Consider the following 26,845-nt stretch of genomic DNA (forward strand, 5'->3'; position numbering starts at 1 on the left):
GTAAAAGCCCCATAAAAAAAACCCGCTTGAAGCGGGCTATTGAATGATCGAGTTGACGTTAGTCTGATACTTTCTTACACGGAAATGACCCAATAATTCGTGGAGCATCCATGCTGTGCTGCAGAAGTTGGACATTCAGCCATGCCTTACCGTTACGCTTTATGAACTCGAAGCCATAGTTATTTCCATCACGGGCAGGCATAAGGCCCATGTTCCACACTGTGTTAGCCCCATCGCCTTTTTTACCTAACTCTTTAACTTTTTGCGAAGTGACCTTTTGCCCATTGACTCTAACCCATCCATCATCATTACCAGTGAGCTTCCATCCGCCACACTGAAATGCTGCATAAGCATTTCATTAACTACTTACCCTATCAAAATACTGTTTAGAATGAAGATCTTCCGCCCCTCGTGCATCACATATCAAATCCATGTACCACGAGTATCGCCAGTATATAACCTCGTTCTACCCCGCAACCTTCTTGCATGGGAACGAACCAATCAACTTCGGTGCATCCATGCTGTGTTGGAGAAGTTGAACGTTAAGCCAACGCTTCTCACTATTCGGTCGGTGAATATATTCAAAACCATAATTATTACCGTCACGAGCAGGCATCAACCCCATGTCTATTTTTATCCCATCATCACCCAAGAAGGTGATTTTTTGAGATGTAACTCGCTCACCATTGATTACATTCATCTGCCCCTCCTTTGCCACCATTGAGTAAGGACCACATTTCGCAATGTACCCGTTAGCATATGCGCCAAACGATAAAGCTGATGCAATGATCAAAACGACAATTTTCATGGTCAACCTCGATTAAGTGCAGTAGCTGATTGTACGTCCGCAGCCCCTCGTGCATCACATATCAAATCCATGTACCACGCCTGACCGCGAGTATCACCAGTATATAAAATCCCTTTTACGACATAAACGCCATCAGTGGCAATACTGGCAGGCTGTGCGGTTGTTCCGTTCAGCGTCAAATTGCCGTTACTCTCCTGCTCAGTAATGCGACCACCCGACATAGCAATATCGCTATTGCCTAGCTGAGTTCGATAAACCGAACCTTGATTCAGATGAATCAATCCATTCACACGGATGTTGGGATTTATCAGGCAACGAACATTAACGCCGTTACCGATCGTCTGCTGAGGCATGCCGATAAGACCTGTTCGACTGTTCAGCTCAATAGCCTCATGCGCATATTCGGTATCGGAAACTATTTCGCACTTACCATCAACAAACATCCAGTTCGCATTACACTGCCTGGCGACGTTATCCATCAGATCTCGCGTCATGCCAAATACCACACGCCCACGTGGATATACTGTTGGTGGCATTTTCGGAGTGTGTCCTTCAGTGATGCCATAAACAGAAAAATCTTTCATTAGCGCCTTATTCAGGTCTGCGACCGTATAACCTGCTGATAATGTCTGGCAGGACATGGCTGACACCATTGCCTGAGCGCCATCAACAGCCTGAATAATCACATATGAATCAACAGGATTTTCTTTCCCTGTAAGGGAGTAACGGATATCACCAGAAAAGATAAGCCCATAATTTTGCCCATCCATCTGCCCGACATTCTCCGGCTCAACATTCCGCCCCCACCCGACCTGGCTTTCGTCAACAATAGGAGCAATGCCATCATAGCCAGCAATAACCCGTACCTTCGAAAATGCCTTCCCTATGATTTTATTGGTAGTATTTTCTGACAGGTTGTAAATCTTAATCGTCCCAACTCGATTTTGGGCGTTATTGTTGTACCAGTCGATGTTAAACGTCACGCGAAAATCTGAAAGCGTAATTCCACTACCGTTATCATCCAAAAGTTGCAGCTCAAAATGCCGCCGCCAATTTTGACTCATGACTTAACCTAAAAGAGAAAACCCCGAAAATCGGGGCTAGGGTTGAACAAAATAGAGATGACTGCCATAGCCGAGGTTAGTTTTAGTTGGGTATTCATGAGCTTCATCATCAGAAACCACCATCAGGCCACCAGATAGCCCAAGATGTGAGTAGGGTTCTAATAAATTTGCGCCCACTACCAGTGGAACCCCTAAAACAAGATTTTCACCGCGGCTGTCCATAATATCCATCACCCACCCTGCCGCATCGCGATAAATAAGCCGCAATGTCAAAGATTGCTCGCCAAGTTGGATGCTGAATATTTGGTTATCTGCTGTCAGGGGAATTTCACTTAATACCATGATGTGGCTCCTTTCCAGATATCAGAAAGTAACGAGCTGTTCTTTACGGGAACAGTCGATTTCGTCCCCGTATTTTGTACTGATGACGTACTCACACCTTGTTTCATATCGGCTTTATCTGCTACATGAATGACCTGAGTACTACTGATAATCATCTCACGCAATGTCAACCTACACATCAGCACGTTCTCACTGGTTTTATCCGTGGTGACTTCCAGCGATTTTATCAGCATATTTTTATAAGTTCGTTTCCCCGTGATTACATCAAATGGCTGCCGACTTTCCTGCAAATCGAGAAGTTGCTGGTAAACCTCCTGCGGACTTTTTCCCATACTCAGACCAAGGCTGGTAGTATCGGCAAAATCCAGCAGGGAGCCACCACCAGAAAAGCCCAAATCCATTATCACTTCACTGGGCCGCTTATAGGCATGATCAGAAACCGCCGCACCCACTTCTACCGGATGCTCGGTTATTTCGAGCGTATCCTGATGTTTTTCAGTGATCACCACGCTCGGAACCAGCAAATTAATACGCCGTTTTTGCTGCCTGAATAGAGCAGAAAGGATATCCACTAACTACTCCTCCCCTGCATGTTCCTCATAATTTGGGCATTAACCCCCAGTTGGCGACGCTCAACTTCCTGCCCGATCTCAACAGAATTTCCACCATAAATATTGTAGGTATTTTGCTGTTGGATTTGATGAGAAGCTGCCATATGCTGTTTTACCCTCGGAATATAATTGCGGGTTTCCTGTGGCATCAACGCCATGCCGTACTTCTGAACATTCCCTATCCCCCAATTGTAAGAGGCCAACGCCTTATCAAGATCTCCCCCATTTGCGTTCAAAAGTCGGTTCAGGTATTTGGCTGCGGCAACAGCTGCTTTCATTGGGTCAAAAACATCATTTCCGAACAGCCCCATCTCGCGTGCAGTAGCATCCATAAACTGGAACAACCCTTTAGCCCCAGCCGTTGATATGGCATTGGGGTTACCGGCTGATTCTGTCATCGCCACACCACGCAACAATCCCATTGGCAGGTTATAAAGTTTTTCCAAATTGGAAAACACACCGCTCATCTGGTCCAATAACGAGCTATTTCGATATTTTTTAGCAACCTGTGCATGTTGCTCTGGTTCTAACTGACGCTGTTGCTCATCCTCTGGATAGGGAATGCCGGGATTATTAACAGCCCAATTACGGCGTTTTAGCCTCTCCAGTTCTGTCATTTCTTCCGAATGGCTGGCTATAGCGCCATAAGTACGTCCATCACGTAACGCCAACATTCTTTGATACGCTTCATTAATTGAAGCAATAACCACATAGAGACCAGAGGCCGTCATTGCGCCAGTAAAAATCGCGGGAAACCCTTTAAGCGCTGTAACTACGGTATTCAGTGGCCCCATCATCGTCTTGAGCCAGGTACCGCCCATAAATATGCCTATACCAATAAGCACATTTTTCCATCCACCTACCGCATCCTTCAGTACAATGAACTTATCCCTGATCCACAGGATAGCCTCCTGTAGCTTTTTGATGTTGGGTTCCCACTTACTCCAATCGATAAGACTATTTCCGCCCTCTTTCCACGTCATGTAGTCGTCGTACAACAGACCAAGAGAAACGATGAGCGCCGTAATTAACCCAATTGGAGACTTAATAAAGGCACTATTTAGCACTTTCCAGGCGACTAAAAGTCCACCCAATACACCAATCAGCCGCTTACCACCATCACTGAGATTTTTCCACCAATCAATTACCTGCCCCACCGCCTGAATAGCGCGATAGGCCATGCGAGTGAACGCATTAGCCAACCACAGCACCGCTTTTATGATTTTGGTGAGCGTATCTTCTATTTTGGGGAAATTATCCAGAATGCGCTTTTTTAAACTGTCGATTGATCCCGATAACCCCCCCGCCAAATTTGAACCTATTTTGTCGCGTAATATGCCCATTAAGGACGTCAACCCCTTCATTGACGTCATAAATTTACTGGACTGCTCGGCAGCTCTGTTTGCGTTAAAACCCGTTTTCTGCATCATGGACTGATAATCAGCCGCAAAGCCGTTCAATCCTCGACGCATTGCCATTAGCGTATTTTCATCAATACCGAGCATTTGCGCATACAGGTTCGCCCTGTAATACGGCATTTGGCTAAGTCGTTGACCTACGCCGGTAAAGATAGCAGCGGTATCCAGCATCTGACCTTTGGCATCCCGCGTCTGAATACCTAATCTATTGAGAAAACCTTCCGCGCCGGGGTTATTGCGCATAAACCGGGAAAGGTTTTCAAGTGAGGATATTGCAGCATCAGCACTGATGCCCGTTTGCGCTGCGGCATATCCTAGTGCTTTGATGCCAGTAGCCGTGGCACCAGTACGCTGGGAGGCCCAATAAAGGCGGTCAAGACCACTCGCTGCTTGAGTCGTGAACCCCAGCACGGCAAGCGCTGCACCTTCGACTTTTGCCCCCAGGCGGATCACATTAGCCGTAACGCCTTTCAATACCGCATCAAACTTGTTTTTTCCGGCGTCATCAATCTCAAAACCAAGCGAGACAAGAAAGTCTTTAATTGTATCAACTGTCATTGTCTGCTCTCCATTTTTCGATCCGATATTGGTTATCAGCTTTCATATCAAGGTAATCATTCATGAGTGCAATATCGGCTAAATCAACAGAACCATCGTTCAAGGCGGGATAAGCAATCAGGCCAGCTTCAACCGGACGAAGAAGGTAATCTTCGCCCGTTGGTAGCGTATTAAGTACTGGCCCCGTTATAGGGGTGGCGTCTCGCTGGTAGGGAGTTCTTGCAAAAAATTTCCCAAACTATCGGCGACCACCCGCGCCACCAGCGACAACATGGTTAACAGGTCAATATCATCAAACGCCATCACATCCTGCGTCATCACAGGCACCCAGGAATTGGCATGTTCACGTGAGACGACTTTCAGACAAGGAAATATAATCGCATTGGTATCTTCATCACTCAGGCTGGCAACAGCATCAGCTATTTTAGGTAGCGCCATCTCTAATGCGGCATCGGTATCTTTTGCATCGATGCTGGCTTTCAACTGACGAAAATCTGACACCACCCCTGCCAGTATCGGCAGAAGTTTTCGGGAAACTTTTAGCTGATCAAATACATTCAATTTCGCCATGCGATATTTGATGCCTTTAATTTCAATTTCCATCGTTTAAAACTCTCCTAAAATCTGATCTACTTTACCCCCATCAAAAACCCACGCGACGGTTCCACCGTCTTTCGCATTCTGCCAATCGGGGAGTTTTTGAAAGGCTGCCGAGCGAATAGTCACCATGTCGCCAGAGGCGGTATTACGTAACACAAAAACGTTGTTGCCCCACAATGCCGATGACTGACTCTGTGCGTTATAGGCCAGCGATAACTTTTTATTTACTGGTGAGGTTTTCAATAAATTAACCGTCACAGTACAAGGTTTACCGGCGTGCAGGCTATGCATCACTTCCCCATCGGCACCAATAGTCATGGTGTTTTTTGCCTCAATCATGGTGACCGTAACACCTTCTTCCGCATTACCAGATCCGTAGCCTAAATCAATGATGCCAGTCGGCCCCGACATCGAAGCCGTAAAATCCATAAAACTATAAGAAGCGCCCATTTATCCCCCCTCCTTAACGAACGACATCAATCAACACATCGGCATAATGAACCGCACCAGCAAGTTTGCAGGCGACCTGAATAACCGGTGCCTTACGCGCTTCACGGTCTGACTGTGCCTGCTGCGCTACTGGAGGCGCATACACGTAATACCCCTTGGTGAGTGTGTCACCTGTGCTCAACTGACCAATATCACCGCCATTCCACACACCGGGTGCGATGAGACCGTTAGTAACAGCTTGTTCCATAGACTGCTCAACATTGCTGATTAAACGCGTCACACCACCATCGGTCTGTGGGATTTTGGTTTTTGAGGTATACAACAGGTTATAGAGGTTGGTTTGTACGTGATTTTGTAACCAGTCAAGGCCATGGCGTTCATCAAAGAAATCGCCGTTACACATCACGCCTTCCTGAATGATGGCGGTATCATTGTTGTAATTGACAAACACATTGCAGTTTTTGGCTTGTAGCGCTTTAGCTTGTGCCTGTGTCAGGTATTCAGCTGTAACACTGGGTTCCTGCTTAAACTTCAATGTGATAGTAGTGTTATTACCATTAAAGTTAACGGAGAAAGCACGTCCCATAAGAGAGGCCGCAGCATATGGGTTGGCACCAGAATATTGGATGTATGTGCGACTATATTTTGCAGCCTTGAGTTTTGAAGCAATATCTTCGGAACTCCCCGCATCCAGTACATGGGTTTTCTGCGTTGTCACACCAAATATACGTGAGGTACTGTCTGCCTCAATAAATGTGGCCACAGATAAAATATCTGCATCTTCCAGACTGTCGTCAGCCACTACCAGCCCATACCATTTGGTCGAAAAATTTGCCAACGTTGAAATACACTCAGCCAACGATTCTCTACCCATGCCGGATGCAGGGATCGCTCCTGCATCTTTTGTCAGCCCCAGCAACATTGAAATATCAGAACCACGGCTAGCAGTAGAGGCATAACCTACCATTGACGTACTTCCTGTTGTCTTTGACGACACAATAAAACGGCTGTTGGTGCTGTCCCATGTTACCGTCGAACCACTTAATCCTTCCTGCACGCGAGCAGCAACCCCATTCAGGTTAGATTCTTGGCTGAAATTAAGTCCCGATAGCGTTTTTTCTTTACCGTCGAGCACAATTTTCATGGAGCCATCTGTCACTACCGTAAAATGCTCCAATGCCTGTTGTTCTTTTGTCAGGATAGCGCCACGTAATAACCCCGCAGAACTCTCTTTTACCCAGCGGCCAATGTACAACTCCGTTGGTTTAGGTGACTGAGAGTAGTAAAGCGCTGCCGCCTGATATTCGGGGGAATTCGCACCAAAATCAGCCGTAACGCCCGTAATATCGGAATAACTACGTAAGCGCTCATACACATCAATAACAGTGCTTGAACCAACAATTAAAAGTGAACCAAAGTTACGTGATTGAGCTGCACGCACAGCCATACTCACCGCAACATTGACGATGTTTGAAACAGGTAAACCCTGTGACATAAATCAATCTCCGAAGAATTTAGTGGGCACGTCGAGAAGGGATTTAATGGCATATTCGCGTACGGTTTTACGACACAGAGAAACCGTCAGGTCGTAACGTCGTTGCCATTGGTTATTAATGAGTTCAGGGGCCGAAAGAAGACGACCACATTCTTTGAATGTAAGCCCCAAATGATTAAGTTCAGCGTTATTTTGGGGAACATACAGCCCACTTCTAAATAAAGTGGCTGTCCTTGCTCCCTCAGGGCCATAAAAGCAGCAAATGACGGTAATGACTTCATGTAGCCATTGCGCCTCAGTATCGTCACCAGCCCCCACAAAAGCGGGATAAGCGTCCTCTTGTATCTCCGTAATACCGAAGGCGCACCACGTTGCCCCCAACGAGGGGATCTTGGGTTGCGGATCTGTCCAGCGAGGAAATACCATTTCGGTAGGGAGAGCTGAAACTCTGCGTATCCAGCGGCTAATTTGGCGCTCTAACTGCTGATCGTAATCAAGGAAGGTGCTTGTCGGTGTAAGAAAACCAGAGTGAGTCGAAGCGTTATGCTTCACACAATGAGCCTCCATTGAAATCTATCAACTCGCAATGTGCTTGAACAAATCCCACACCGTAGGAAGTGTAAGGATCAACAAACGTCACGCGATATTTTCGCCCCTGATATATCACCACATCCGCATCCAGGCCACTTTGTCCCTGCGTCAACCTGAATGAGGTAATAATCAGAATAGCGCCGCTGATGTGTTGTCCGGCAGCCATCCGTTTAGCTTCCAGAGCACGATCAACCGTGACAACACCAGAAAAAGAGATTTCTTGCGGCCTGTTCGTCACAAAATTATCTTCATCCCGAATTTGTACGTTGCGATAGCATATAAGCGATGTATCGCAAAAATCCGGATCAGACAGAACATCAGTCACATCAAGAAAAGGCATTACTTGCTCCTGACGATATAAGTAATGGAATCCATCAATTTATGGGTAACATAGAGTGGTTTTTCGCCTTCAATTCCTTTTGTACGACGATGTTCCAGTGTTTTCTCCGACAGCGGTTGGAGCCGATCCCCATCACTGATTACCCTCTTAGCGGCATCTCTCGCCACCTGCCCCGCTTTCTCCAATTCACGCAGTGCCTTATCCGCTTTACCTTCTATCGTGAACTCTGCAGCGGCTTTCAAATAAGCAGTGGTGGTATCCTGCGAATCTTCAATTCCGATATCTAAAAAAGGGCGCGGGGGGAGAGTCACTACCTGAGTACCTATTTTTACCGTGGCACCCGTTGATTGCAGATAACCAATTTCAGCATTCGTTAAAGGTGCATCATCCCGTTGTGGACCTGCGGGGATACCAACCAACACATCCGTTTTGCTCAGCCGACTAATGGCATCCAGTATATTTTCGGCGTTATCCCTTCGAATTTTCACCCCACTCATAAGAGTTGACGCCCACCCGCACCAAACATTGACCACCACCAGTAAAACTCCTGACCATAGGCGGTTTTGTTCCAGAAACCGGCATCAGGATTGATAATTCCGCTGTTGTCATAACCAACACTGACTTTATCAACTGACTTTGACGACACAACACCTCCCGTTGAGGTATTGACGCCCCCAGCGATGGCGCCAATCATAATTTTGCCTCTCAACTCGCTGTAATGGGCGGTGAATAGCTCCGCCAGATAGACGAATTTGTCGCCCATTTTATCTTGGTCTAAGAGTGAATCAGCGGCATTTAAATAAAACTGAATAGAAGCTGAGGGATATCGGGCATTATCAGCAAACTCAGGAAAGTCAGCACGAAATTGCTCAACTGTTGGTAGCTTGCTGTTTTTTACCATGAGATTTCACCTTTTCAGGCCCCGAAACAACAGCCTCTACAGAGGCTGAAGGTACAATGCTTAGTTGTGCTTTGAGTTCCGTTATGTATTTGTCTTTTTCCGCGATCTGCGCTTTCAAGGTTTCAATCTGCTGAGCCAAATCCCCAGCCTGAGTCCTGACGTTAATATCATCATCGCTAACAGGCTTTGCATGAGCACTGAACGCCCAATGCTCGATAACTTCCCGCGGGAAAGAATGAATACCCGGAGATAATTCAAATTGGGTGTTATCGGGAAAACGTAAAATCGCAGCGTGAGAAACGAGATATTTCATATTTACTCCAATAAGAACGGGGACATCTGCCCCCGATAACAATCATTACTTCGCCGGAATATCCAAATAGGCAATGGTGTTGGAGTATGGCGTTTCAACCTGCCCCAATTTGCCGTAATACACGGTCAGTTGTTGCAATCCACGATACTCCAGCGGTGTATTCATCAGCGGAACCATCGGGAAACGAACATATTTCTCGTCCTGTGTATACGCAATGATGCGATGGGCTCCACCAGCACCACGCTTAGACGCCCATTTCATGGAGACGATTTCCAGCGGTTCGCCGTTCTCCTGAAAGGCGATAGTGTTAATCTTCACATATTCAAGTACCGAAATATTCCCCGCAGAAGACACCTTCTTGCTTGCTAACAGGCCGAATAATTCAGGTGCAAGGCCAATTTTGGATGGACAAACCGCATAGCCGGAACGTAACCATGCATCTGTCAGTACCAGGTTGATATCCTGAACAATCACGTCGGGGTCAGTCGTTGCCGTCCAAGCCGCTGCTGCGGCTACAGGCACAACATCCGGCAGATTAAGCAGCCCGGAGACCCCCAACTCGGTATCCCCAATGTAGACCTGTTCGTCAGTGTCCATATTCCACTTGAGCTTCATCCCCTCATATTTTTGAGTATCAATAGGACGCCCCAACTGCTGTGCCGAAGCCAGCTCCAACACCGTCCAGCTCACCTCCTGAGCCCACGGAGTGAGATTATTACGAGTTGGAACAATATCCAGTTCAATACCTGGTGCCGCAGTACCTTTCTTACCCAACCAGTTTTTACCGTTCGGATTAGGCCCACCCACGCTGGCAAAATCGGTGTTAGTGAATGATGAAATTTCATCAGCAATGGATACATCACTGCGCAATGGCATATCACGAGTCCACTTAACCGAGGTTAACGGTAAGTTTAACTCCTGATCCATCCGCTCTAATTCACCGACAAGAAATACGCCAGTGGAGTCAATGGTTGCTTTATCTACAGTAAACATTCGTTATTCCTTAGATGTTATAAGCGATCTCAACACGTCCATCGGCTTCGCCAACCCCCATAACTTCGGCATTGACCAACTGTGGCGTATTGGCAGCATTGGCATCCTGAACCAACACAAAAGAACCGACCGGACTTGCTTCTGTACCACCAGCAATACGCACATAAACCGGATCACCTTTTTTTACAGTTGCAGCATTACCTGCGGTGGCTTTCACGCAGAGATAACCTCGTTTCAAGTTGTCACCGATCTGATTAGCCTGAACACCGAGATAGACCAAATCAGCCTGAGAAGTCGTCGGATATGGGCGAACCAAAATCCCTTTCACCTTGTCGAGGGTGTCCCCATCCTCAAGTGGAACAAATTTTTCAGAATCGTATTTACCCACCAATCCATAAGACCTAAACGGCTTGGTATGGTCTAAGGTGACTGGCTCAACAGTCAGATCACGGGGACGAGTGATGGCTCCGGCAATACCAAGCGGCATCCGGGTTAAATAAGCATTACCTGCCATATTAATTACCTTACTTCTGTTTTTTCCAATGATCGGCGTACAGCTTATTCAGCTCTGCCGGAGACATGTGTTTAGTGCTGGCGTTGTCGGTAGTTCGAACGCTAAAAGTACGAGGGGCGATGTGGTTTTTTGCCTTATTCAATGCCACGGCAGCCGTAAATACCGCGTCGACAGTGGCTTTAGGTGCTTTCGTAAAATCGACAATACCGAACGCTTTTAAACTATCGTCAGTACGCAATGCTTGATTTAATACCTGACGTTTTAGCCCCTTATCACCCGTTGGTTGAAAACCGGGACAAATAATCTCGGCATCAGCAATCAAATCACGCTTATAGGCAGCATCCCCCGTCACTTTCTTATCTTCTTCGGCATCCTCATCCCCTGTTTGTGTTCCATCCTCAGGGTTGGAATCCGCCGTTTTACCTTCCAGCTTATCCAGACGGGCTAAAATCGTTTGAGCCCACTCTGGGATATCACTATCACCAGTTCCCTCTGGCTTACCCGCATTCGGATCATCATCAACGGTTGTTCGGTTTTCTGCGGGTAGTGCTGTAGCCTGAGAGGGCATATTGATGTTAATGGTCGAACCAGGTATTGACCCCATGCCCTCAGAAGGCAAATCCGGCGCTTCATCGATAAGTTTGTTTAACGAATCCTCATCTTTAGTTTTCACCGCCTGAGCGAACTTTTTAAGCCATGACATGACTGGCTTCTCCTTTTGACTTTTTGGGGCTGAATCCCCGATTGCACAACGCCCACCAGCACGCCCTCTATCAACAATAGCGACGTGATTGCCGGTAATGGCATACTGTTTTCCCCTACCAATAGAAATCTGTTTGTATTTAGCGTCATAGCCACAACTGACCTCCGTCATCCCCGCATTTACAGCGTCAATAGCCTCCTGCCGCTTAATCAGCATGTCTGCTATTAACAAGTCCGATTGCGTGCCAGTTCCACGCCTGACATTCTGAATATGTCCGTGAGCCAGTTCTGAGAAATTTTCTGGATTGACGAAAACAATGTTGCCGTCTTCATCTTCTGGATGGTTTAGCGTGACAGCCATGCCTTCGAAGCTGGCTATCGTTTCAGGGGAAAAAACCTCATCTTCTGAACGATAAACATGAACGAGGCCATCAGGCCCCGCCTCAAGGTTTACCTCTTCAGGCAGATAAGTTTGCATACCCGTTCGGGCTATCGGTACGTCTTTGCATAGCAGCGCACCATCTGCGGTTTGAAATCTTGTCTCCCCCAAACGAGCTGTATAGAAATATTTCATGGGTTATCACTGAATAGCGGGCAATAAAAAGGCCGCCGAAGCGACCCGTTATTTTCGTGGTTCAGGAATATGTACCTCTGACCAACAATTGCAATTAGGCAGACAACCAGCATGTCCGGTCATGCCGTCCAGTGTTGGCGGGTTATCCCAGCGCACAAATTTATCTTTCATCCGACGATGTGATAGTCGTGTTCCTGCGCCTTCAATACGCCACCAATATCCCTCAGAGCCTACCGATAATGCACGTACCTGAGTCAGTGCGCTTGTTGCTCTCCCAATCTCGGTACGCGCAATCATGCGAGCACGACTGGCAACCACATCACCGGATTGCATTATCATGCTGTAGAGATGTTCGGGACGCTCGCCATTAATAACGGCCTCAATTGCCCGTGATTGAATATCATGAACTCGTTCAGCAGCTTCCAATGGAAGAGATTTCATGAGCTGGACTTGTCGATAAACAATATCCTGCGCCACATAACCGACTGGCGTATTACCGACGACATCCCGCAAGCCCTCAGAGATTTCCTTAGAAACAGAACACCACTGTCGCCACTCTTCCTGTTCAACCTGTGCGAACATTTTTTTGCCGACCATTTCAGCCCAATTATTGAGCAAAGCCGAATAATCAATCAATATCTCTACTGTAGCATTGGCACTACTTTGTGAACCATCGTAAGTACCATTGACGATCTCCCCGATTTGGTTTGCTATCGCCAGTAGGCTTTTCTGATACTGACGCTCCGATTTGCGGCGGAGGCTCGGTTTCAGATTCAACCTCCGCCCACTGAGTCTTCGCATTCTCAATATCCTTATCAGTAATAGAGCCACCGATACCGATCACATCAGAGATATTACGTAAGTCATTCATGGCTGCATGTAACGGCATTATCTGACGATCGGTCAGCGCACTTAACGCTGTAGCCACATTATTTGCCATCGTCGAACGATCGGCGTCCGACACCTCCCACAGCTTGTTAAACTCAAAAGTAAAATCTTCCGGCAATGTCTCACCAAATAACGAACGCCAGCTAATATCCATCAGCCAGCGAATATGGCGACGTAGACGGCGCTCTTGTAAGGTATTTACGCGGCTATAGTAATTTTCTAAGTCACCATCTCCCGTATTGAACCCTGCGGGGGACTGTCCAAATAGGCGAACAAGCGGGATACCTGTCGCGCCGGAGACTTGCTCAGCAAAACGAAGAATAACGTCTGCTATACCTGCAAATGAGTAGCTATGCGTCTGAAACTCATCGTTCTTGTCCATGATGGTCATGCCTTCGATGGTCTGAAACGCTCGAATCATGTCCAGGTGCTTCATTAAGCTTTTCTCTAAATCCCCCCCAGCAGCCAAAATACTCCTCAGCTTTTCAATACTATAGGTACGCAGATGTGCCTTATGGATAAGCTGTGTTGTTCCTGATGTGGCGGTATCGAACGCTTGAATACGTTCAAAAATCCGTTCTACAACCGACATTCCCCAGCCATTTTCCGCTATGGATTGCTGAAAAGGTAACGAATCCCCTTCCATACGGATCAGGCGGGAATGATGGATATTCCATGCTGGGATCCCCTTCTGATTAGTGATAACCCTATAAAATTGGGGTTTACCAAAATTAGGACCATATTCCGTGATGGGATTGCTATAACTCGGTTCGAGCTGCCAACGGTCAAAGCAAATCACGCCCTTAAACTGTCCAACCTTGATTCGTTCGACATTAAGCGGAGTAGACATGTCCTGTCCGTCTATCAACACAGCCAGTACCGCACCACCATAAAGACGTGACCACTTGATAGTGTCGTTTAATCCATCCCAGATAGCCGCATCATCCCAGAACGTATCTACCTTGCCTTTCTGGCCGGGTTCCAGTTTCGAGCTAATATTGATCCCTTTGCGGGTCATATCATCTGCAATAGTATCTACCGCAGCGCCGACTAAAAATGATGAACGATAAGCAAACTCGAGTAGCGTTCTATTGCGAGTGATGTAGCCGGGTATGTAAGTTCCCCCCGATTGTATATTGGAGGTATTAGAGCCAATCTTGGCCGTGAAATTATTGTACCCATCAGCAGTTCTTACGGGCTTTTTTGCACCATTCTGGCGTTTTCTTCGGGACATATTATGCTCCGCTCAGTTTGGCCCAAATATCGAGAGACGAATCCATAGGCGCATAGTTGATCATTACAGCATCAGCCAGGTTTGGTGATTTCGTTCCTTCCGGCTGTTTATCAATAACGATTTTTCCAACGGCGTTTTTTGACCATGTCGGTTGTGATAGCTCCATAATTAACCGGTCTTTATTTTCCATAGTGCTGTTAATCGAAATTATTTCATCAGGGTTATAATCCATCCCCTTCATGGCTCGGAAGGTATTGCGAAATAGCTTCCTCAAATGCCACCAGCCTTGTGCTTTTGCATTAGCAAAAAAATCCTTATTCAATCGAGCAGGCTTACCGTTATCACCTATCACCGCCTCATCGTCAGGGTCGAATACCGCGCCACTACCACGAAAAGGTGTCGCCGTAATGGGGCCAAGTCTTTCAGACTGCCGCAGCTCGTTAATAACGCGAGCATCGCCACGCACGCCAGCGCCTAAGCCGTCCTCATCAAATCGAAACTCATCGAGCCCGTACTCATCGCAATAGCCGAAAACTTTTACAACAGAGGCATATATATCGCTTCCCTCTCCTGACCACTCTTTGACGTCTTGCAGTAGAAAACCATACCGGATGGCAAAGCCGTTTTTATCTCGCCCTTCGTCCGCCACATCCATCGCCCCCAACCTTGCGCCGCTAGGCTGAATATCCAGGTGAATATGTGCATCAATGGCAGCTTGAACCCACTCGGAAGGGATCAGAATACCTTCGGCAGATGCTTGATAATTCAGGTCTAACTCCTGAGCTACCACCACAGGGTTATCAATTTTTTCACACTCTTTGCGGTACCACTCGTCATCCTTACGCGGATCGCTGCGCCAATGAAAAGTAAATACGGGAATTTTCCCACCGTGTCGTTTCTGCGCGAATGGGTTGTTCATACCATTAACGGATGAGAGATCGATACGGCAACGGGTTGTTTGAGATAACGCAGCATCAATGAGTAATGGACGCTGTAAGAAAGCGGACTCATCGACAAAATATAGTGTGGTACGGTCACCGCGCCCGATATTGTCGCCAGCCTCCCCTTTAATGACGGCACCTGTATCTGGGAACTCCACACGCATATAAGGCGCGTGTTTTTTTTCACTCCAAGAGCCACGAAACTCAGAGGGGAGCGTTTCAACAAATTTTCGCGCCTTCCAGAAAAGCGCCTTTGGATCGCCAGTACTGTCCACGTATTCCTCTTTACGTGAACCAAAACCGATAACCATTTCTTTGTTGAATAGGCAAAGCGAACAAGCCAAACCTATAGATGTCCAACTCAGTCCCATTTCACGGCTTTTTTCTGTTAGACCGTTTTCCAGCTTCTCTCGCCGCTCCATAATCCAGTGGATCCACTCTTCCTGTTTCGGGAATAGCAAAAACGGGATAGTGACTGGCAAGCCATAGTCAATATTTCGCGGGTCAGTCGTCATACCCCAATCAATGATGAACTGAGCCGGATTACTGCGATAAAACGTCCGCAACGCGGGGAGGCATTCTGGATCCTTGCGAATACGCTGTAACCGTTCTATTCGCCATTCAAAAACGGCTGTGTAGTCCGGTTTTTTGAAGTCAAAAGGGAATGGTAAAGGCATACGAAAAATAGCTAAAAATAGCCGTTATTTAACATAAGGGAGATTACCCGCCCAACCGAAACAACGTTCATCAATGAATCGGCATTAAACGGTTATTTATCAATGAAAAGTGGCTAAAAATGCCTGAATAAAACATGCATAAAACGGGGTAAAAAATGCATAGAGAGAAATCGACTCGAAAGCTCTATTTTTATGACTTTTACCCCATCAGATTTTTGTAGGTTTCCGCGGCCTGTTCTGCACTGACATCCTTCACTTCAGGGGCTTTCTCGGAAACAGGAGGCGGTGTGTTCTTCATAATCTCAAGCAGTTTTATCAAATCACGACGAGCGGCTTCTTGATTAGCAGTCACAACCTCTGTGCCAAACTTGGACTCTTTAATGCCCGCATATAACCACCTTGCGGGGCCATCCAGATCGCGAGTATCAGCAATAAAAATCTGCCCTCGCCCTTCGCCTTGGCATTTGGGACATTCAGGATTGAGGTCGGCATTATCCATAAATCCAATGCCGCCATATTCAGGGGCTTGTTTCCCTTCTTCTGATGCCTTAGCTGCGGCTTTATCGTACTCACCAATATCACGCCACTGATACAGGTGATTCTCTCCCCAACAATAACGACAGTTAACGCGCCTGTACTGCACCAACTCGTTAGGATCGGCATTAGCTATAGCCACCAGCTGATCCACAAGGTCTTCGAGACAAGCCGTAAAGCGTTTACGCATCCGGTCATTAATGGCGCGAATTGCACGGGAAACCTTAGCATTCCTATACAGTCGGCTTGCCGATGCATAAGCTGTATTCCCTTCGCATTTGTAGCCGGCTTTTCTATAAGCATCGACACGGCTTCTCGTCCTCACATACTCAAGAACAAACAGAGCTTGTTGGTCGTTTAATCCAAACTCATCGGGATCTAATATCTGATCTTCACTTTGAATCGGAGGCAACGGTAATGCCTTGCCGCGTACCTGATTAACTTGAGGCAACAGAGATTGCTTTGAGTTGGTACGCACCGATTTTTTTTGCGTACCATTTTTGCGTACCTGCGTACCGCTTTTGGGAGCGCGTACCCAGCCATTTTTTATGGCGCGCTTTCTTATCGCCCCTTCGGATATTCCATACTTATCAGCCAACTTTCGGAGAGAAAGCTGACCGGAACAGTAATCGCGTTCTAGGCCGCTTTCTTCCGGTTTGCTCATTAGTCGCTACCTTGTGTTTTTTTCTCGCTTCATCAGTTCAATGTATGCCGAGCGATCACCCGCTTTCGCTTGCTTGTACAACGCATCGCGTAACTCTGCCTCCCCCTTGGCTCGCCCCTTTCTTATCGACTCTCGAAATAATCGAAGTTGTTCACGATCTATCTGTTGCAGGTCGATATCCAACACATCAGCAATTTGTTGTTCAGTCATTCGACGGGCCGCCAGCGCTTCAACTTTCAGAGTGGGGAACATGTTTCACCCCCACGCTTTTTATGTACTTCGCTAATTATTTTGACGGCGGCGTTCTCCCAAATCACCTTATGGTGGATACGTTTGTGGGTGCTACCCATCAGGGAAATCTTCACGCATGAGGGGGAAAACATCACCGAGTAAAAACTCTTAACGTAAGTGCCAGAGTCCAGATATAACTCCGTCATGCCACCGGCGTTGCTTTGCGTCCGTTTCTGTAGCAATTGCACTGCACCAATGGTCATAAACAGTTCACCGCGCCGTCCAAGCGTGGTGTACGTGTTTACGTCCTCATTAATGCGCCCCATAAAACGGAATGGCCGCTCGGTTGAGCAAATAAAGCTGTTCATTGCTTTACGCTTAATCCATGCAGGTTTTCCACTTTTTCGGCTATCACCGAGAAAATCACCACCTTGTGCCATTGCAATAGATTTGGCTGGGATGGTTTCGTAGAACGCGAGCATAGCCTCAAGCACTGCATCGAAATTCTTTATTAGCCTGTAGCTGGGGTTAAACTCCCGATCAACGCGAAGCTGGAAAGCAACATAATCATCATCAAACTGGATGAAGTATTTGCACCCAACTTGCCCGGCCAGCTCAAAACAGGCATTACGGGCGTAAAAAATTGACCGTCTGTCACCAAAGTTATCCGCCTCATCAAATCGACTCGCTATCTCTGCTTTTGAGAACACCAGTACCTTGTCACCAAAACGCTCGATATACTGCTGACGGGTTTTATCCTCATCATCAATCACGATGTAGGTTTTACCTGTATAGCCAGAACGGACAAGCAGATTCCACGTATAGACTTTTTCAGGGCGTCCGTGAGTCAGAATAAACACGCAAAAATCATTACGCATCATCGCCCTCCTCACATTCAAATACGGCATCAACGATGCTCTTTGTCATGTGAACAAGCCCCTGCTCAATGGCCTGCTGGTAATCAATGATCACCAACGCCGATTGCTCAAACAGCGCCTGAATATCTGCCGGTGCGTGAGCGTAATAATCTGCAATTTTGGAAAAATTAAAGATCGTGTGACGCTCTGCCGCACTCATCAGAAATTTTTCAATATCATCTGGAAGCTGGGCAGCCTTGATGTTTTGCTTCAACGCCTGCGTTTTTTCTTCGTCATACAGCTCGGATATTTGCGGCTGAGTCTCAGATGGCTCATAAATCGGTGTTTCGACTTTAGACGTGTAGCGATCATCATCGTCATGAATTTCTGCCACACCGTCGCTTAGTAAATCCTCCAGCTCAGTATCGCTAAATCCGGTAACTGACAGATCGATGTCCAGATCTTGCAGCTCTGATAACTCAAGCGCCAGCATGTCCTGATCCCAGGAACCATTCAGCGGAATTTTATTATCAGCAATACGATAAACGCGTTTTTCTGCCTCGGATAATCCTTCCAGAATGACACAGGGGATCTGCTCAATCCCCAGCTTATCAGCCGCCAGTAAACGGCCATGTCCGGCGATAATTTCGTCGTTCTCATCAATGAGTACCGGATTTGTCCAACCGAACGTTTTTATGCTGTCAGCGATCTGCTCAACTTGCTTTTCCGGGTGTTTGATGACGTTTTGCGCATAGGCTTTTAGTGCCTTTTTATCCCGATAAGTGATCTCTATTTTTCTACTAGTCATGGCATTCAAGGTTTTATATGATGCCACCGCTCTCGAGAGCGGGTGGGCCTTGGTTGTACTCATGACCTGTGACATGGGTATGATGACCGCCAACAGGTGCGAACTGTCGGCGGTCGCCCATCTTTCCCAAAATAAAAGCCATCAACGACCATGCTCAGGGTGAGCGGCGGGAGCAGTTAATGACTTTGCCTGCGCATTATCGGTGGCACTCAGTGAATACCACCTGTAATGCCCATCACTTGGCACTCTTTTTATACTTATCTGCCCATGCCTTACCCATATTTAGACAGTCATCGAATATCGCTCCCTTTCTGCTGGCTTGAGAGCAACGGCGGTAATGCTCTACCGCCATATCAGCCCCCATCAGCGCTACAGTGGCGTCATATCCCTGCTTTACCAGCTCATTTTTGACATTTGTATGGATGAACTGAGTTGGATTCATGCTGACTCTCCCACAGCAAACTCACCCAAGTCTGGTATTTGAATTTGCGACATTTCCATCAGAGCTTTTTCTGCCTTTCGTATTTTCTTCAAATGACGACGACGTAGATTCATCATCTGACTACCCGCTCGACCAAAATTTTCAAGAGACCATTTGTTTGCCGCAGTCACCCGATTCTGCATCTCTTCAATTGTCATATCCTTCATTTGGGGTAAATCCAGATAGGCCAGATTTGGCTCCTGTTCCTTATCTGCTAAATCAAGCAACCAACGACGTAAAGCTTTTGCTACTTTAGTTCTCGATAACATGCCGATGAGATGCGCCCCACGAACTGAAAAAATCCTCATTTGAATACACTGTAACTCATTGTTTTCTTTACTGGTCCTCAGTTTGGCTACTGTAGACATACATTCAGTAAATTCATCTTTGTGACGGTTATATAAATTAGCCACCTTCTTGCTATCGGTATACTCAAGCAGATTTGCCAACTGCTCACTGGTAAACCAGATTTTTCCATCGCCATTATTGAAGGGAATAACCTCATGGTTTCTAAACGTTAATGCTGAGATCATCACGTTCTCCTTATCAAAATGAGCCTCGTCGCCCAGAAACACCGCCCACAGAGAAGCCGCCGCTTATACGGTGTTCCTCCGAAGCTCATTTCTGTAAGGCTCTGTGGTTAATAAGCACCGGGCATGGTGCAGGAAAATCAGACATAAAAAAGCCCCGCGATTGCGAGGCTAATGGGGGAACTATTCGCTCTGTCTATTCGACACTTTCTGGAATCTATTCAAAAAATTGTTCAACGGTCGCATACATGGATATGGATACCCATCTCGCATGAAAACAACCCGATTTTCTTCAATACCAGTTATGGTTACAAGCGCGCCATGCTCATCTTGGTATCGCTTGCCGGGACGCGGTAAATCAGTCATTTCAAACATAAATTCTGTATATGCTCAAATATGAATAATCACAAAACGTTAGCGACAGAATTATGCCTTGGTTACTTTAGGGACTCAATCCTGTACATAAAGACGCCCCAACGTTGCAATTCAATTACCGAGACACACTTTATTGATGTACTCCTGCAAGCCCGTTATTTGCTTTGTGGCAATGTCGATGCGCTCTCTGAGACGGAGATAATCCCGCTGAGCGGCGTCAGTAAGTCGGGGGGCGGCAGCATCATCCATGCTGGCGGTGTCGGTTTGGGCACTGGCGGTGGACACACATTGCGCGTTGAGCCGCAACCGCCGACGACCAGCGGCAACATCAGCGCGTAAAGCTTCAATCTGAGATTTTGCATCGGCGAGTTCCTGCGTATATTTGGCATCTAAAGCAGCATTTATTTGCTGGCGCTTTGTCATATCCTCAATGGTGGACTGGCGTTCACTGGCAAGCCTTTCAGCCTGTAGATATTTGCTGCGGTAGTGGTCGGTAGTCCAACCCAAGGCTATTAATCCCATCATTGACATCACGACAAAACCTAAAGTGAGACGGCTCATATCACCACCAGCGTACAGCCAGAATTAATCTGGCAATGCCATACATTGCAGGCACAGATACAGCTCCAACGGCCATGACTTTGATTGCAAAAATGACGGCCCGCATGAGTTCGACACTTACTGGAGCGTCAATTTCCAGACCATTTTTCATAGACAACCTCAAAAAGAATCTTTTATACTTTCCCTCGAGGATTTTCTCCGGAACCACTAAAATTCTCGCTCTCTCTTGCTACATCAAGGTGTAGAAATAGAAAACCCCAGACTGTTCGCGCAGCTGGGGTTTTTGCTTTTCATCTATCACTATGAGTTAAATCGTTACGCGCTCTTTCATCCAGCCATAAACAAACGATTCGTTAGCCTCTCGACTCTCGGCCAGTTCCAGATAACGCTCACCCTGCGTACAGTTCAAACCTTTTAGTAAAACAGACTCGCCTTCTTTGCCCCGGTGACGCAAAAATGCTTTCAGGGCGATTAAGGTCCGTGGACCAATACGGCCATCAACATCCATATCAGGGTAAAGTTTTCCGCGCTGGTTGAACACATTCAGCCAACGCTGAAGCATTCGTGTGGGGACTGATGGCCCCATGTTCACTCCGGTATCACACAGCTCGGTGGCAATGTCTGATGATAACTCTGCTATCTGGTCAAAGCGTGGCCCTGTCCAGTAATCAGCCTCAAGAATAGCCAGCGCTGTTTCTCTTGGCAGATTACGCATATCGCCCGTATAACCGTGCGCACGAGCCACCTTTTGAGTAATACCCCAGCGAGTCGGGCCGCCTTTATCGTCGGGGTGGTTTACGTATTCCCCTTCTTTGCCGAGAATAGCTTCAAAGATGTCATTTTTTGTCATGAGATGCGTCCTCCCGCCAATATGTCACCTTTGCAATATTTCCACCTGCGCCCCATATCGCCAGACAAAATGACAAATTCAAGAGCAACTCTGCCGGGTCAGCACCGGAATATTGGCCGTAACAGATACGGATAACTATCCACCCCGCAGCCAATATCACCAGATAAGCCAACACAGAATAGAAAAAGCGATAACGTCCTGTTTTCTGATAGAACATCAAACGAACAACGATGAGCAGACAGACCAGAGCATTAGCGGCCAATATCCATGTTTGCCATTCCATCAATCCTCCTCCTTCCCATTTGAGTCGGAATTGATGTGATACTTAGACATCACCCGAAGTAAGACGCTGACACAGATAGTGGACGCCACCAAAGCACCAATGGCTGGCGTTACACGAATGGTGACAGGTGGACTAAGTTGATTCAGTCCGGCATTAATCAAGGCGGCAATAATCTCTGATGCCGTGTCAGCACAGTAAATTCCGCCAATAAATGAAATCAGTGCAAATAACACCTGCCTCCATAAACGATGTGGGTGACTGGAAAGCACATAGAGTGCCGCGCCAGCAAGGGAGCAAACCACCACGGCAGGGGTTGCCTCCGGGAACATCGCCGCAAAAGTCACCCCCGCCGAAGCAGCAGTCACACCCGCTGACAGCGTTAATGGTTCGTACATGATTTATCCGAAATGAAAATAGACAGAAGAGTGGCAAAAAAAAGCCCCACCAAAGTGGGGCGATACATTACAGAGTATAAACCGCCAACTAGCGGAAAAAATATGATGTGGTGCTCGATACTTATCCCGAAGATGTTCAGGCGCTGGTTAACCTGACATCGGGCCAATCTCAGGTGACATGATGAAAATCTCCAGCATTACCCGCGCAGTTACGCTGACACCACAATCGGCTGGGCCATCACTATCGTTGCCTGAGGTACTGATTTCCCTTAGCAATGACCCATGCGATTGTTGTATCACAATTCACATAGGTGCCGGATTCCCCCTTTTAAAACAACTGGGTAGAAGATATGGGACAACCCAGCACCTATGGCAATTGTTCAGCACGCCAAACGCTCCGGGCTATCCCTTCATCGCTAATTAATAAGCTACATCTCAAATCAGTTGCGCTGCAATGTATTATGTTCGAACAATAACTGAGTATATTGTTCGTCTACTGCACCGCTACGTTTACCATCCGGTCCAAAATACCGATCTTTACGACATAACCTCTCTCTAGTATCGCAAAAAATCCCATTAGCAAAAGTAAACGCAGAATAATCGAAATCGCCTAGAGAAGTTAACTGTTCGCCCCTGATTTTACCTAAATACTGACTTGTTAATTCGACAGAAATTCCTTTTGCATCAGCACAAACATATACATCACAAACGACACCTGAAGCAGGCGATTGTAGAACACCTATCATCGTTTTAGCGCTACTAGCGTAGTTCGACAGCATTCCCATAGACAAAACCATCACAGTCAATAATTGTTTAATCAAACATCTCTCCTGAAAAATAACTCAATCTTTAAATCACTCGCTCGAACCCGCATCTTCAGCTTGGAAGGCTGAGGTAATAGCCATTATACGATGACCGCTTGGTGGCTCTTACCGACAAGCCCAAGTTTGTGATCGGGTAGAAGTAAGTCACATACGCTGGTTAGTACAGAAAGAGCCGAGGCCGCAGTAATAACGATGACCAATACTGTAAGTGTCCTACCCCCTTACAGCTATTACTACAGCGGCAGGAATATTACTCAACCGTAAAAAATATTCAACAATCCAATTAATAACAAAAAGTTAGATTTTGTTTCTTTTTACTTCAGAGGTTATTGTTCGGTGCTTAAAAAGCAAAAACCCGCACAGTGGCGGGTTCGTTGATATAAGTGGTATTACTTTGTAAGCACTTTTAATAGATTAATTACCCTTTTGTTATAACACAACCATTTTTACATTCAGTTTTTGTCAGAAACCAAGGATGATTATATAGCCTTGCAACAGGCGGTCATTAACCTCGACATTGCAGTAAGCGTCAGTGCGGCCATACTATGATGGTTGACGATATCATCGTCAGGAATAACGGTGACATCGACCAGCGGAAAAAACCACTATAGCGTTTTCTTTTCCGTCACTGATGAATGCATACTAATTCTTTCGTGCGCTAGCCACCCGTCTTATTCCTCTTGCTCGATCTTGTTTGGTATCGTGACGGCCATATAACCATTGGGGCCACACCCAAAAACTCAGCAATAATCCGCTCACCTTTAGGCCAAGGGCGCGTAAGAGCATTTGCCAGAGTGGATGAACTTAACCCCGCTAATCTCGATAATTCTGCCAGAGAGGAACCTTTCTTGTGTATTGCGGCAATGATATCGGCTTTATGCCAGTCATTTGAATACTGAATCATACAAATCCCTATGTTATTTATGATAAGAATATTTAATATTATGAATCTAATAATTAAATAGCGTAAAACAGATCGCTATCACAAATAAGCATTCAAAAATGAGTCTGTGTATTAAAAAAGATGTATGATACTTGCTTTGTTATATCGCATCTTCTTATCATATTTATATAATTATTAAGGTTTTAATATGGATGTTAATAATGAATTAATGGAATGCAATATAAAAACCATGCGAAGAGTATTTAATAGCTGCTTTGATTTTAGTTTCATGGATATTAATTACTCTATTATAGATATAGACAGAAAAATAATACTAACTTTACCCAGCAACTACGAGTGGCATTTGATTTACTGGCATGATAATTTAGACCTACATATCAGTGAACGCATAATTCCCGGCATACAACATTGGTGTAATTACTCATCATGCCATGGTGAAACACTCAGTAAAAGTGGCAAGAAAGAAACAAAAGTTGATATATGTACACAGAGTGGTTCTGTTTTTGAAATAATGTCAGTTAACGCAGATCGTAAGTTATCGACTGCTGAAACACTGGCAATCTTAAAATACAAGCCCGTCATTTCTGACTTTGCCAGAAAATTATGGAAACCGCCAAAACAGCAAAGCGTAATTTTACCTATCAGAGAGCAAATCAGTTATCCGAACCCCAAAATGGAAGATGAACATGAAGACGCACTTAATAGTCATCCTTACATGCGTTTTGGTGAGATTGTTTTTACACGGAAAGAGATGATAACTATTCGTCATTTATTATCACATCGCAGAATAAAAGAGATCGCAGCCATTCAGGGGTGTTCTTTGAGTGTTGAGCAACAACGCATTCATCGTATAAAAGAGAAAGTGAACTGCCAGAATCAGCCATTATCTGCACTTTTCAATGCTCTTAAACTTCATGGAGTGACTTTATCATGCCTAGATATATTCATCACATATCCATAACTTGTGGGAATATAAATAACACACTTACATTTTATAAAATTTTGGGGTTTCGTAAAAGAAAATCCTATCGTGATGACGAATGCATGATTTATCATCTATATGACAGGGCCGGTTTCATTATTGAAGTCTTTCATTATATACAGAACCATCATTTAAATAAAAAAAGAGTATTCTCAACTGAGATACTGGGAATAACACACGTTGCTTTTATTGTCAGTAATATCGATGAGGTTTTACATACCCTGAAAAATCAGGAGATTGAGTGTGGCAATATCATCACCTCCAGAATAGGTTCATACCGGTATTTTTTTACCTATGATCCCGATGGCAATGCTATCGAAATTATTGAGGAAATAAAATGAAATGGAAATTCAGAGTGGGGGCCGTTGCAGGTAATGCACTGGAGTTTTATGATATTGCTGTATTTGGGGCAATATCAGTTTACCTTGCAGCAGAGCTTGAACGACAAGGCTATACGCAAGGCATTATCATGGTGTGGGGAATATTTGCTTTACGCTTCATCGTCAGGCCTTTGGGCGGCTATGTAATAGGGCGCTATGCTGATATGGTGGGCCGAAAACCGGCGTTGATCCTTACAAGTTTTATCACCGGTCTTGCTACACTCGGGATGGCACTTCTACCCGTGTCGCTTTTGGGACACTACACACCGCTTGCGCTGTTGTTATTACAAATGACACTGGCACTCAGCTACGGAGGGGAATACCCCACACTGATAACCTATCTTTTTAGTGATGCCCAGGATAACCAGCGTGCAAGGATCAGCGCACTTATTGTTTGCAGCTCCATTGTCGGCGTGCTGGCTTCTCTCCTGATTGTTTATTTCCTTGAAAGCCATCTCAGTCCTGAAATGATGCAGTCCATTGGCTGGCGCGTTCCTTTGCTCGTTGGCGTCTTCAATATAGCCATCAGTTTTTGGTTCAGGGCCAGATTACCCGTCCAGTTAGTGCAACCCGTTCGGGCGTTAAAAGTCCACAAAATGAATATGCTGCATGTTTTTCTCTTTACTGTTCCTGGGGCGGTGATATTTTATGTCCATAATATGTCAACAACACTATTGAGAGAGGTGCTACATCTGGATTTTATTAAGGGAATTTATCCTATTATCTCATCCGGCTTATTATTGTTTTTACTGGTTGTTTGTGGTTGGTTAACAGATAAATATGCAACCCCATCGAAAGTGTTCAGACTCGGCGTTATATTTTTGGTCATTTTTTCCGTTCCGCTTTATTTTATATTAAACAGTAAGACTATTGAGTTTATGATGGCAGCACAGTTTATTATTACACTCAATGCTTCAATGATATTATGTAATCTGGCGGCGGTATTATTTGACGTTTCGCGAGGTCATACAACAACGCTTGGGATGGGATATAATCTTTCACTTTCACTATTTGGTGGTTTAACACCGCTCATTATCAACTTTCTAATATCATACAGTGTCATTTATGCAGGACTCTATATTTCATTGTCTGGTTGCTCCCTTTTGGTTTCTTATTATATCGATAAGAAAATCTATCAGTTATCACACTGACCGACCACATCAATAATTGAA

The 26,845-nt window shown here is 45.8% G+C and carries 37 protein-coding genes and 2 pseudogenes; 3 read left to right on the top strand and 36 right to left on the bottom strand.

Going from position 1 to position 26,845, the window contains the following annotated elements; genetic code table 11:
- Window positions 1-58: 58 nt before the first annotated feature.
- The 36 genes and pseudogenes from DX162_RS22675 to DX162_RS19100 all read right to left on the bottom strand — a co-directional run.
- Window positions 59-352: pseudogene (locus DX162_RS22675) on the bottom strand (hypothetical protein); the annotation flags it as partial.
- 114 nt (window positions 353-466) lie between these two features.
- Complete coding sequence (locus DX162_RS18930) at window positions 467-808, bottom strand: hypothetical protein (protein WP_032821217.1); 342 nt, start codon at window positions 806-808, stop codon at window positions 467-469.
- Window positions 809-810: 2 nt separating this feature from the next.
- Window positions 811-1,872 carry a baseplate hub protein gene (locus tag DX162_RS18935; RefSeq protein ID WP_004393460.1) on the bottom strand — a complete coding sequence of 354 codons (1,062 nt, stop codon included), beginning with the start codon at window positions 1,870-1,872 and terminating at the stop codon, window positions 811-813.
- Window positions 1,873-1,908: 36 nt separating this feature from the next.
- The gene (locus DX162_RS18940) at window positions 1,909-2,214 is read right to left on the bottom strand and encodes a phage baseplate plug family protein (protein ID WP_032821216.1); all 306 of its coding nucleotides are present in this window, start codon (window positions 2,212-2,214) and stop codon (window positions 1,909-1,911) included.
- Window positions 2,205-2,786: a phage baseplate protein gene (locus tag DX162_RS18945; protein ID WP_032821215.1), complete on the bottom strand. Its 582-nt coding sequence runs from the start codon at window positions 2,784-2,786 to the stop codon at window positions 2,205-2,207. The genes DX162_RS18940 and DX162_RS18945 overlap by 10 nt, the downstream gene beginning before the upstream one ends.
- Complete coding sequence (locus DX162_RS18950; protein ID WP_004393457.1) at window positions 2,786-4,801, bottom strand: transglycosylase SLT domain-containing protein; 2,016 nt, start codon at window positions 4,799-4,801, stop codon at window positions 2,786-2,788. The genes DX162_RS18945 and DX162_RS18950 overlap by 1 nt, the downstream gene beginning before the upstream one ends.
- The gene (locus DX162_RS18955; RefSeq protein WP_227744207.1) at window positions 4,791-4,922 is read right to left on the bottom strand and encodes a DUF6889 family protein; all 132 of its coding nucleotides are present in this window, start codon (window positions 4,920-4,922) and stop codon (window positions 4,791-4,793) included. Before DX162_RS18955 ends, DX162_RS18950 begins: the two co-directional genes overlap by 11 nt.
- 65 nt (window positions 4,923-4,987) lie before the next feature.
- Complete coding sequence (locus tag DX162_RS18960) at window positions 4,988-5,404, bottom strand: phage tail assembly chaperone (RefSeq protein WP_004393456.1); 417 nt, start codon at window positions 5,402-5,404, stop codon at window positions 4,988-4,990.
- Window positions 5,405-5,407: 3 nt separating this feature from the next.
- A complete protein-coding gene (locus DX162_RS18965) occupies window positions 5,408-5,851 on the bottom strand; it encodes a phage structural protein (protein WP_032821213.1) in 444 nt (147 codons plus the stop codon).
- 13 nt (window positions 5,852-5,864) lie between these two features.
- Window positions 5,865-7,346 carry a DUF3383 domain-containing protein gene (locus DX162_RS18970; RefSeq protein ID WP_004393454.1) on the bottom strand — a complete coding sequence of 494 codons (1,482 nt, stop codon included), beginning with the start codon at window positions 7,344-7,346 and terminating at the stop codon, window positions 5,865-5,867.
- A gap of 3 nt (window positions 7,347-7,349) precedes the next feature.
- Entirely contained in the window at window positions 7,350-7,898 is a 549-nt protein-coding gene (locus tag DX162_RS18975) for a phage neck terminator protein (RefSeq protein ID WP_227744183.1), read from the bottom strand.
- Window positions 7,888-8,277 carry a hypothetical protein gene (locus tag DX162_RS18980; RefSeq protein ID WP_032821211.1) on the bottom strand — a complete coding sequence of 130 codons (390 nt, stop codon included), beginning with the start codon at window positions 8,275-8,277 and terminating at the stop codon, window positions 7,888-7,890. Before DX162_RS18980 ends, DX162_RS18975 begins: the two co-directional genes overlap by 11 nt.
- Window positions 8,277-8,774: a hypothetical protein gene (locus tag DX162_RS18985; protein WP_032821210.1), complete on the bottom strand. Its 498-nt coding sequence runs from the start codon at window positions 8,772-8,774 to the stop codon at window positions 8,277-8,279. The genes DX162_RS18980 and DX162_RS18985 overlap by 1 nt, the downstream gene beginning before the upstream one ends.
- Entirely contained in the window at window positions 8,771-9,178 is a 408-nt protein-coding gene (locus tag DX162_RS18990; protein WP_032821208.1) for a DUF4054 domain-containing protein, read from the bottom strand. The genes DX162_RS18985 and DX162_RS18990 overlap by 4 nt, the downstream gene beginning before the upstream one ends.
- A complete protein-coding gene (locus DX162_RS18995) occupies window positions 9,147-9,491 on the bottom strand; it encodes an STY1053 family phage-associated protein (protein ID WP_004393450.1) in 345 nt (114 codons plus the stop codon). Before DX162_RS18995 ends, DX162_RS18990 begins: the two co-directional genes overlap by 32 nt.
- A 45-nt stretch (window positions 9,492-9,536) precedes the next feature.
- Complete coding sequence (locus DX162_RS19000; protein WP_004393449.1) at window positions 9,537-10,484, bottom strand: DUF2184 domain-containing protein; 948 nt, start codon at window positions 10,482-10,484, stop codon at window positions 9,537-9,539.
- A 10-nt stretch (window positions 10,485-10,494) separates the two neighbouring features.
- Window positions 10,495-10,998 carry a structural cement protein Gp24 gene (locus tag DX162_RS19005; RefSeq protein ID WP_004393448.1) on the bottom strand — a complete coding sequence of 168 codons (504 nt, stop codon included), beginning with the start codon at window positions 10,996-10,998 and terminating at the stop codon, window positions 10,495-10,497.
- 10 nt (window positions 10,999-11,008) lie between these two features.
- A complete protein-coding gene (locus tag DX162_RS19010; RefSeq protein ID WP_032821207.1) occupies window positions 11,009-12,274 on the bottom strand; it encodes a DUF2213 domain-containing protein in 1,266 nt (421 codons plus the stop codon).
- 48 nt (window positions 12,275-12,322) lie between these two features.
- Window positions 12,323-12,871: a phage head morphogenesis protein gene (locus DX162_RS19015; RefSeq protein ID WP_032821222.1), complete on the bottom strand. Its 549-nt coding sequence runs from the start codon at window positions 12,869-12,871 to the stop codon at window positions 12,323-12,325.
- 61 nt (window positions 12,872-12,932) lie between these two features.
- Complete coding sequence (locus DX162_RS19020; protein ID WP_098080864.1) at window positions 12,933-14,396, bottom strand: DUF1073 domain-containing protein; 1,464 nt, start codon at window positions 14,394-14,396, stop codon at window positions 12,933-12,935.
- Window position 14,397: 1 nt separating this feature from the next.
- Window positions 14,398-16,014, bottom strand: a complete 1,617-nt coding sequence (locus tag DX162_RS19025) for a hypothetical protein (RefSeq protein WP_032821206.1) — start codon at window positions 16,012-16,014, stop codon at window positions 14,398-14,400.
- 199 nt (window positions 16,015-16,213) lie between these two features.
- The gene (locus DX162_RS19030) at window positions 16,214-17,212 is read right to left on the bottom strand and encodes a terminase small subunit (RefSeq protein ID WP_004393442.1); all 999 of its coding nucleotides are present in this window, start codon (window positions 17,210-17,212) and stop codon (window positions 16,214-16,216) included.
- Window positions 17,213-17,218: 6 nt separating this feature from the next.
- Complete coding sequence (locus DX162_RS19035; protein WP_004393441.1) at window positions 17,219-17,464, bottom strand: hypothetical protein; 246 nt, start codon at window positions 17,462-17,464, stop codon at window positions 17,219-17,221.
- On the bottom strand, window positions 17,449-18,321 hold the full coding sequence (locus DX162_RS19040) for a GREB1-related protein (protein WP_098080868.1): 873 nt from the start codon (window positions 18,319-18,321) through the stop codon (window positions 17,449-17,451). The genes DX162_RS19035 and DX162_RS19040 overlap by 16 nt, the downstream gene beginning before the upstream one ends.
- On the bottom strand, window positions 18,314-19,108 hold the full coding sequence (locus DX162_RS19045) for a ParB/Srx family N-terminal domain-containing protein (protein ID WP_098081245.1): 795 nt from the start codon (window positions 19,106-19,108) through the stop codon (window positions 18,314-18,316). Before DX162_RS19045 ends, DX162_RS19040 begins: the two co-directional genes overlap by 8 nt.
- Window positions 19,109-19,343: 235 nt before the next feature.
- On the bottom strand, window positions 19,344-19,550 hold the full coding sequence (locus tag DX162_RS19050; protein WP_032821314.1) for a hypothetical protein: 207 nt from the start codon (window positions 19,548-19,550) through the stop codon (window positions 19,344-19,346).
- Window positions 19,547-20,122 (bottom strand): BRO-N domain-containing protein, encoded by a 576-nt coding sequence (locus tag DX162_RS19055; protein WP_032821313.1) that lies wholly within the window; start codon window positions 20,120-20,122, stop codon window positions 19,547-19,549. Before DX162_RS19055 ends, DX162_RS19050 begins: the two co-directional genes overlap by 4 nt.
- 180 nt (window positions 20,123-20,302) lie before the next feature.
- On the bottom strand, window positions 20,303-20,494 hold the full coding sequence (locus DX162_RS19060; protein WP_071777732.1) for a DUF4222 domain-containing protein: 192 nt from the start codon (window positions 20,492-20,494) through the stop codon (window positions 20,303-20,305).
- A gap of 111 nt (window positions 20,495-20,605) precedes the next feature.
- A complete protein-coding gene (locus tag DX162_RS22790) occupies window positions 20,606-21,055 on the bottom strand; it encodes a lysis protein (protein WP_004393632.1) in 450 nt (149 codons plus the stop codon).
- 1 nt (window position 21,056) lies between these two features.
- Window positions 21,057-21,206: a hypothetical protein gene (locus tag DX162_RS22375; RefSeq protein ID WP_004393631.1), complete on the bottom strand. Its 150-nt coding sequence runs from the start codon at window positions 21,204-21,206 to the stop codon at window positions 21,057-21,059.
- Between the two features lie 156 nt (window positions 21,207-21,362).
- Window positions 21,363-21,905 (bottom strand): glycoside hydrolase family 108 protein, encoded by a 543-nt coding sequence (locus tag DX162_RS19075; protein ID WP_032821312.1) that lies wholly within the window; start codon window positions 21,903-21,905, stop codon window positions 21,363-21,365.
- Window positions 21,892-22,188: a phage holin family protein gene (locus DX162_RS19080; RefSeq protein WP_032821311.1), complete on the bottom strand. Its 297-nt coding sequence runs from the start codon at window positions 22,186-22,188 to the stop codon at window positions 21,892-21,894. Before DX162_RS19080 ends, DX162_RS19075 begins: the two co-directional genes overlap by 14 nt.
- Window positions 22,188-22,583, bottom strand: a complete 396-nt coding sequence (locus DX162_RS19085) for a putative holin (RefSeq protein ID WP_004393629.1) — start codon at window positions 22,581-22,583, stop codon at window positions 22,188-22,190. The genes DX162_RS19080 and DX162_RS19085 overlap by 1 nt, the downstream gene beginning before the upstream one ends.
- A gap of 440 nt (window positions 22,584-23,023) precedes the next feature.
- A complete protein-coding gene (locus tag DX162_RS19090; RefSeq protein WP_373368410.1) occupies window positions 23,024-23,368 on the bottom strand; it encodes a YcgJ family protein in 345 nt (114 codons plus the stop codon).
- Between the two features lie 563 nt (window positions 23,369-23,931).
- Window positions 23,932-24,006, bottom strand: a pseudogene (locus DX162_RS19095) (hypothetical protein); the annotation flags it as partial.
- A 59-nt stretch (window positions 24,007-24,065) separates the two neighbouring features.
- Complete coding sequence (locus tag DX162_RS19100) at window positions 24,066-24,311, bottom strand: helix-turn-helix domain-containing protein (protein ID WP_032821310.1); 246 nt, start codon at window positions 24,309-24,311, stop codon at window positions 24,066-24,068.
- 187 nt (window positions 24,312-24,498) lie between these two features.
- Here DX162_RS19100 and DX162_RS19105 point away from each other — a divergent pair, with 187 nt between their 5' ends.
- The 3 genes from DX162_RS19105 to DX162_RS19115 are packed head-to-tail and all read left to right on the top strand — an operon-like array spanning window position 24,499 to window position 26,824.
- Complete coding sequence (locus DX162_RS19105; protein WP_004393625.1) at window positions 24,499-25,272, top strand: hypothetical protein; 774 nt, start codon at window positions 24,499-24,501, stop codon at window positions 25,270-25,272.
- The gene (locus DX162_RS19110) at window positions 25,242-25,634 is read left to right on the top strand and encodes a VOC family protein (RefSeq protein ID WP_098080871.1); all 393 of its coding nucleotides are present in this window, start codon (window positions 25,242-25,244) and stop codon (window positions 25,632-25,634) included. The genes DX162_RS19105 and DX162_RS19110 overlap by 31 nt, the downstream gene beginning before the upstream one ends.
- Window positions 25,631-26,824, top strand: coding sequence for an MFS transporter (locus tag DX162_RS19115; RefSeq protein WP_032821309.1), 1,194 nt, complete (start codon window positions 25,631-25,633; stop codon window positions 26,822-26,824). Before DX162_RS19110 ends, DX162_RS19115 begins: the two co-directional genes overlap by 4 nt.
- Window positions 26,825-26,845 lie beyond the last annotated feature (21 nt).

The sequence above is a fragment of the Yersinia kristensenii genome (assembly GCF_900460525.1).
Lineage (GTDB): Bacteria > Pseudomonadota > Gammaproteobacteria > Enterobacterales > Enterobacteriaceae > Yersinia > Yersinia kristensenii.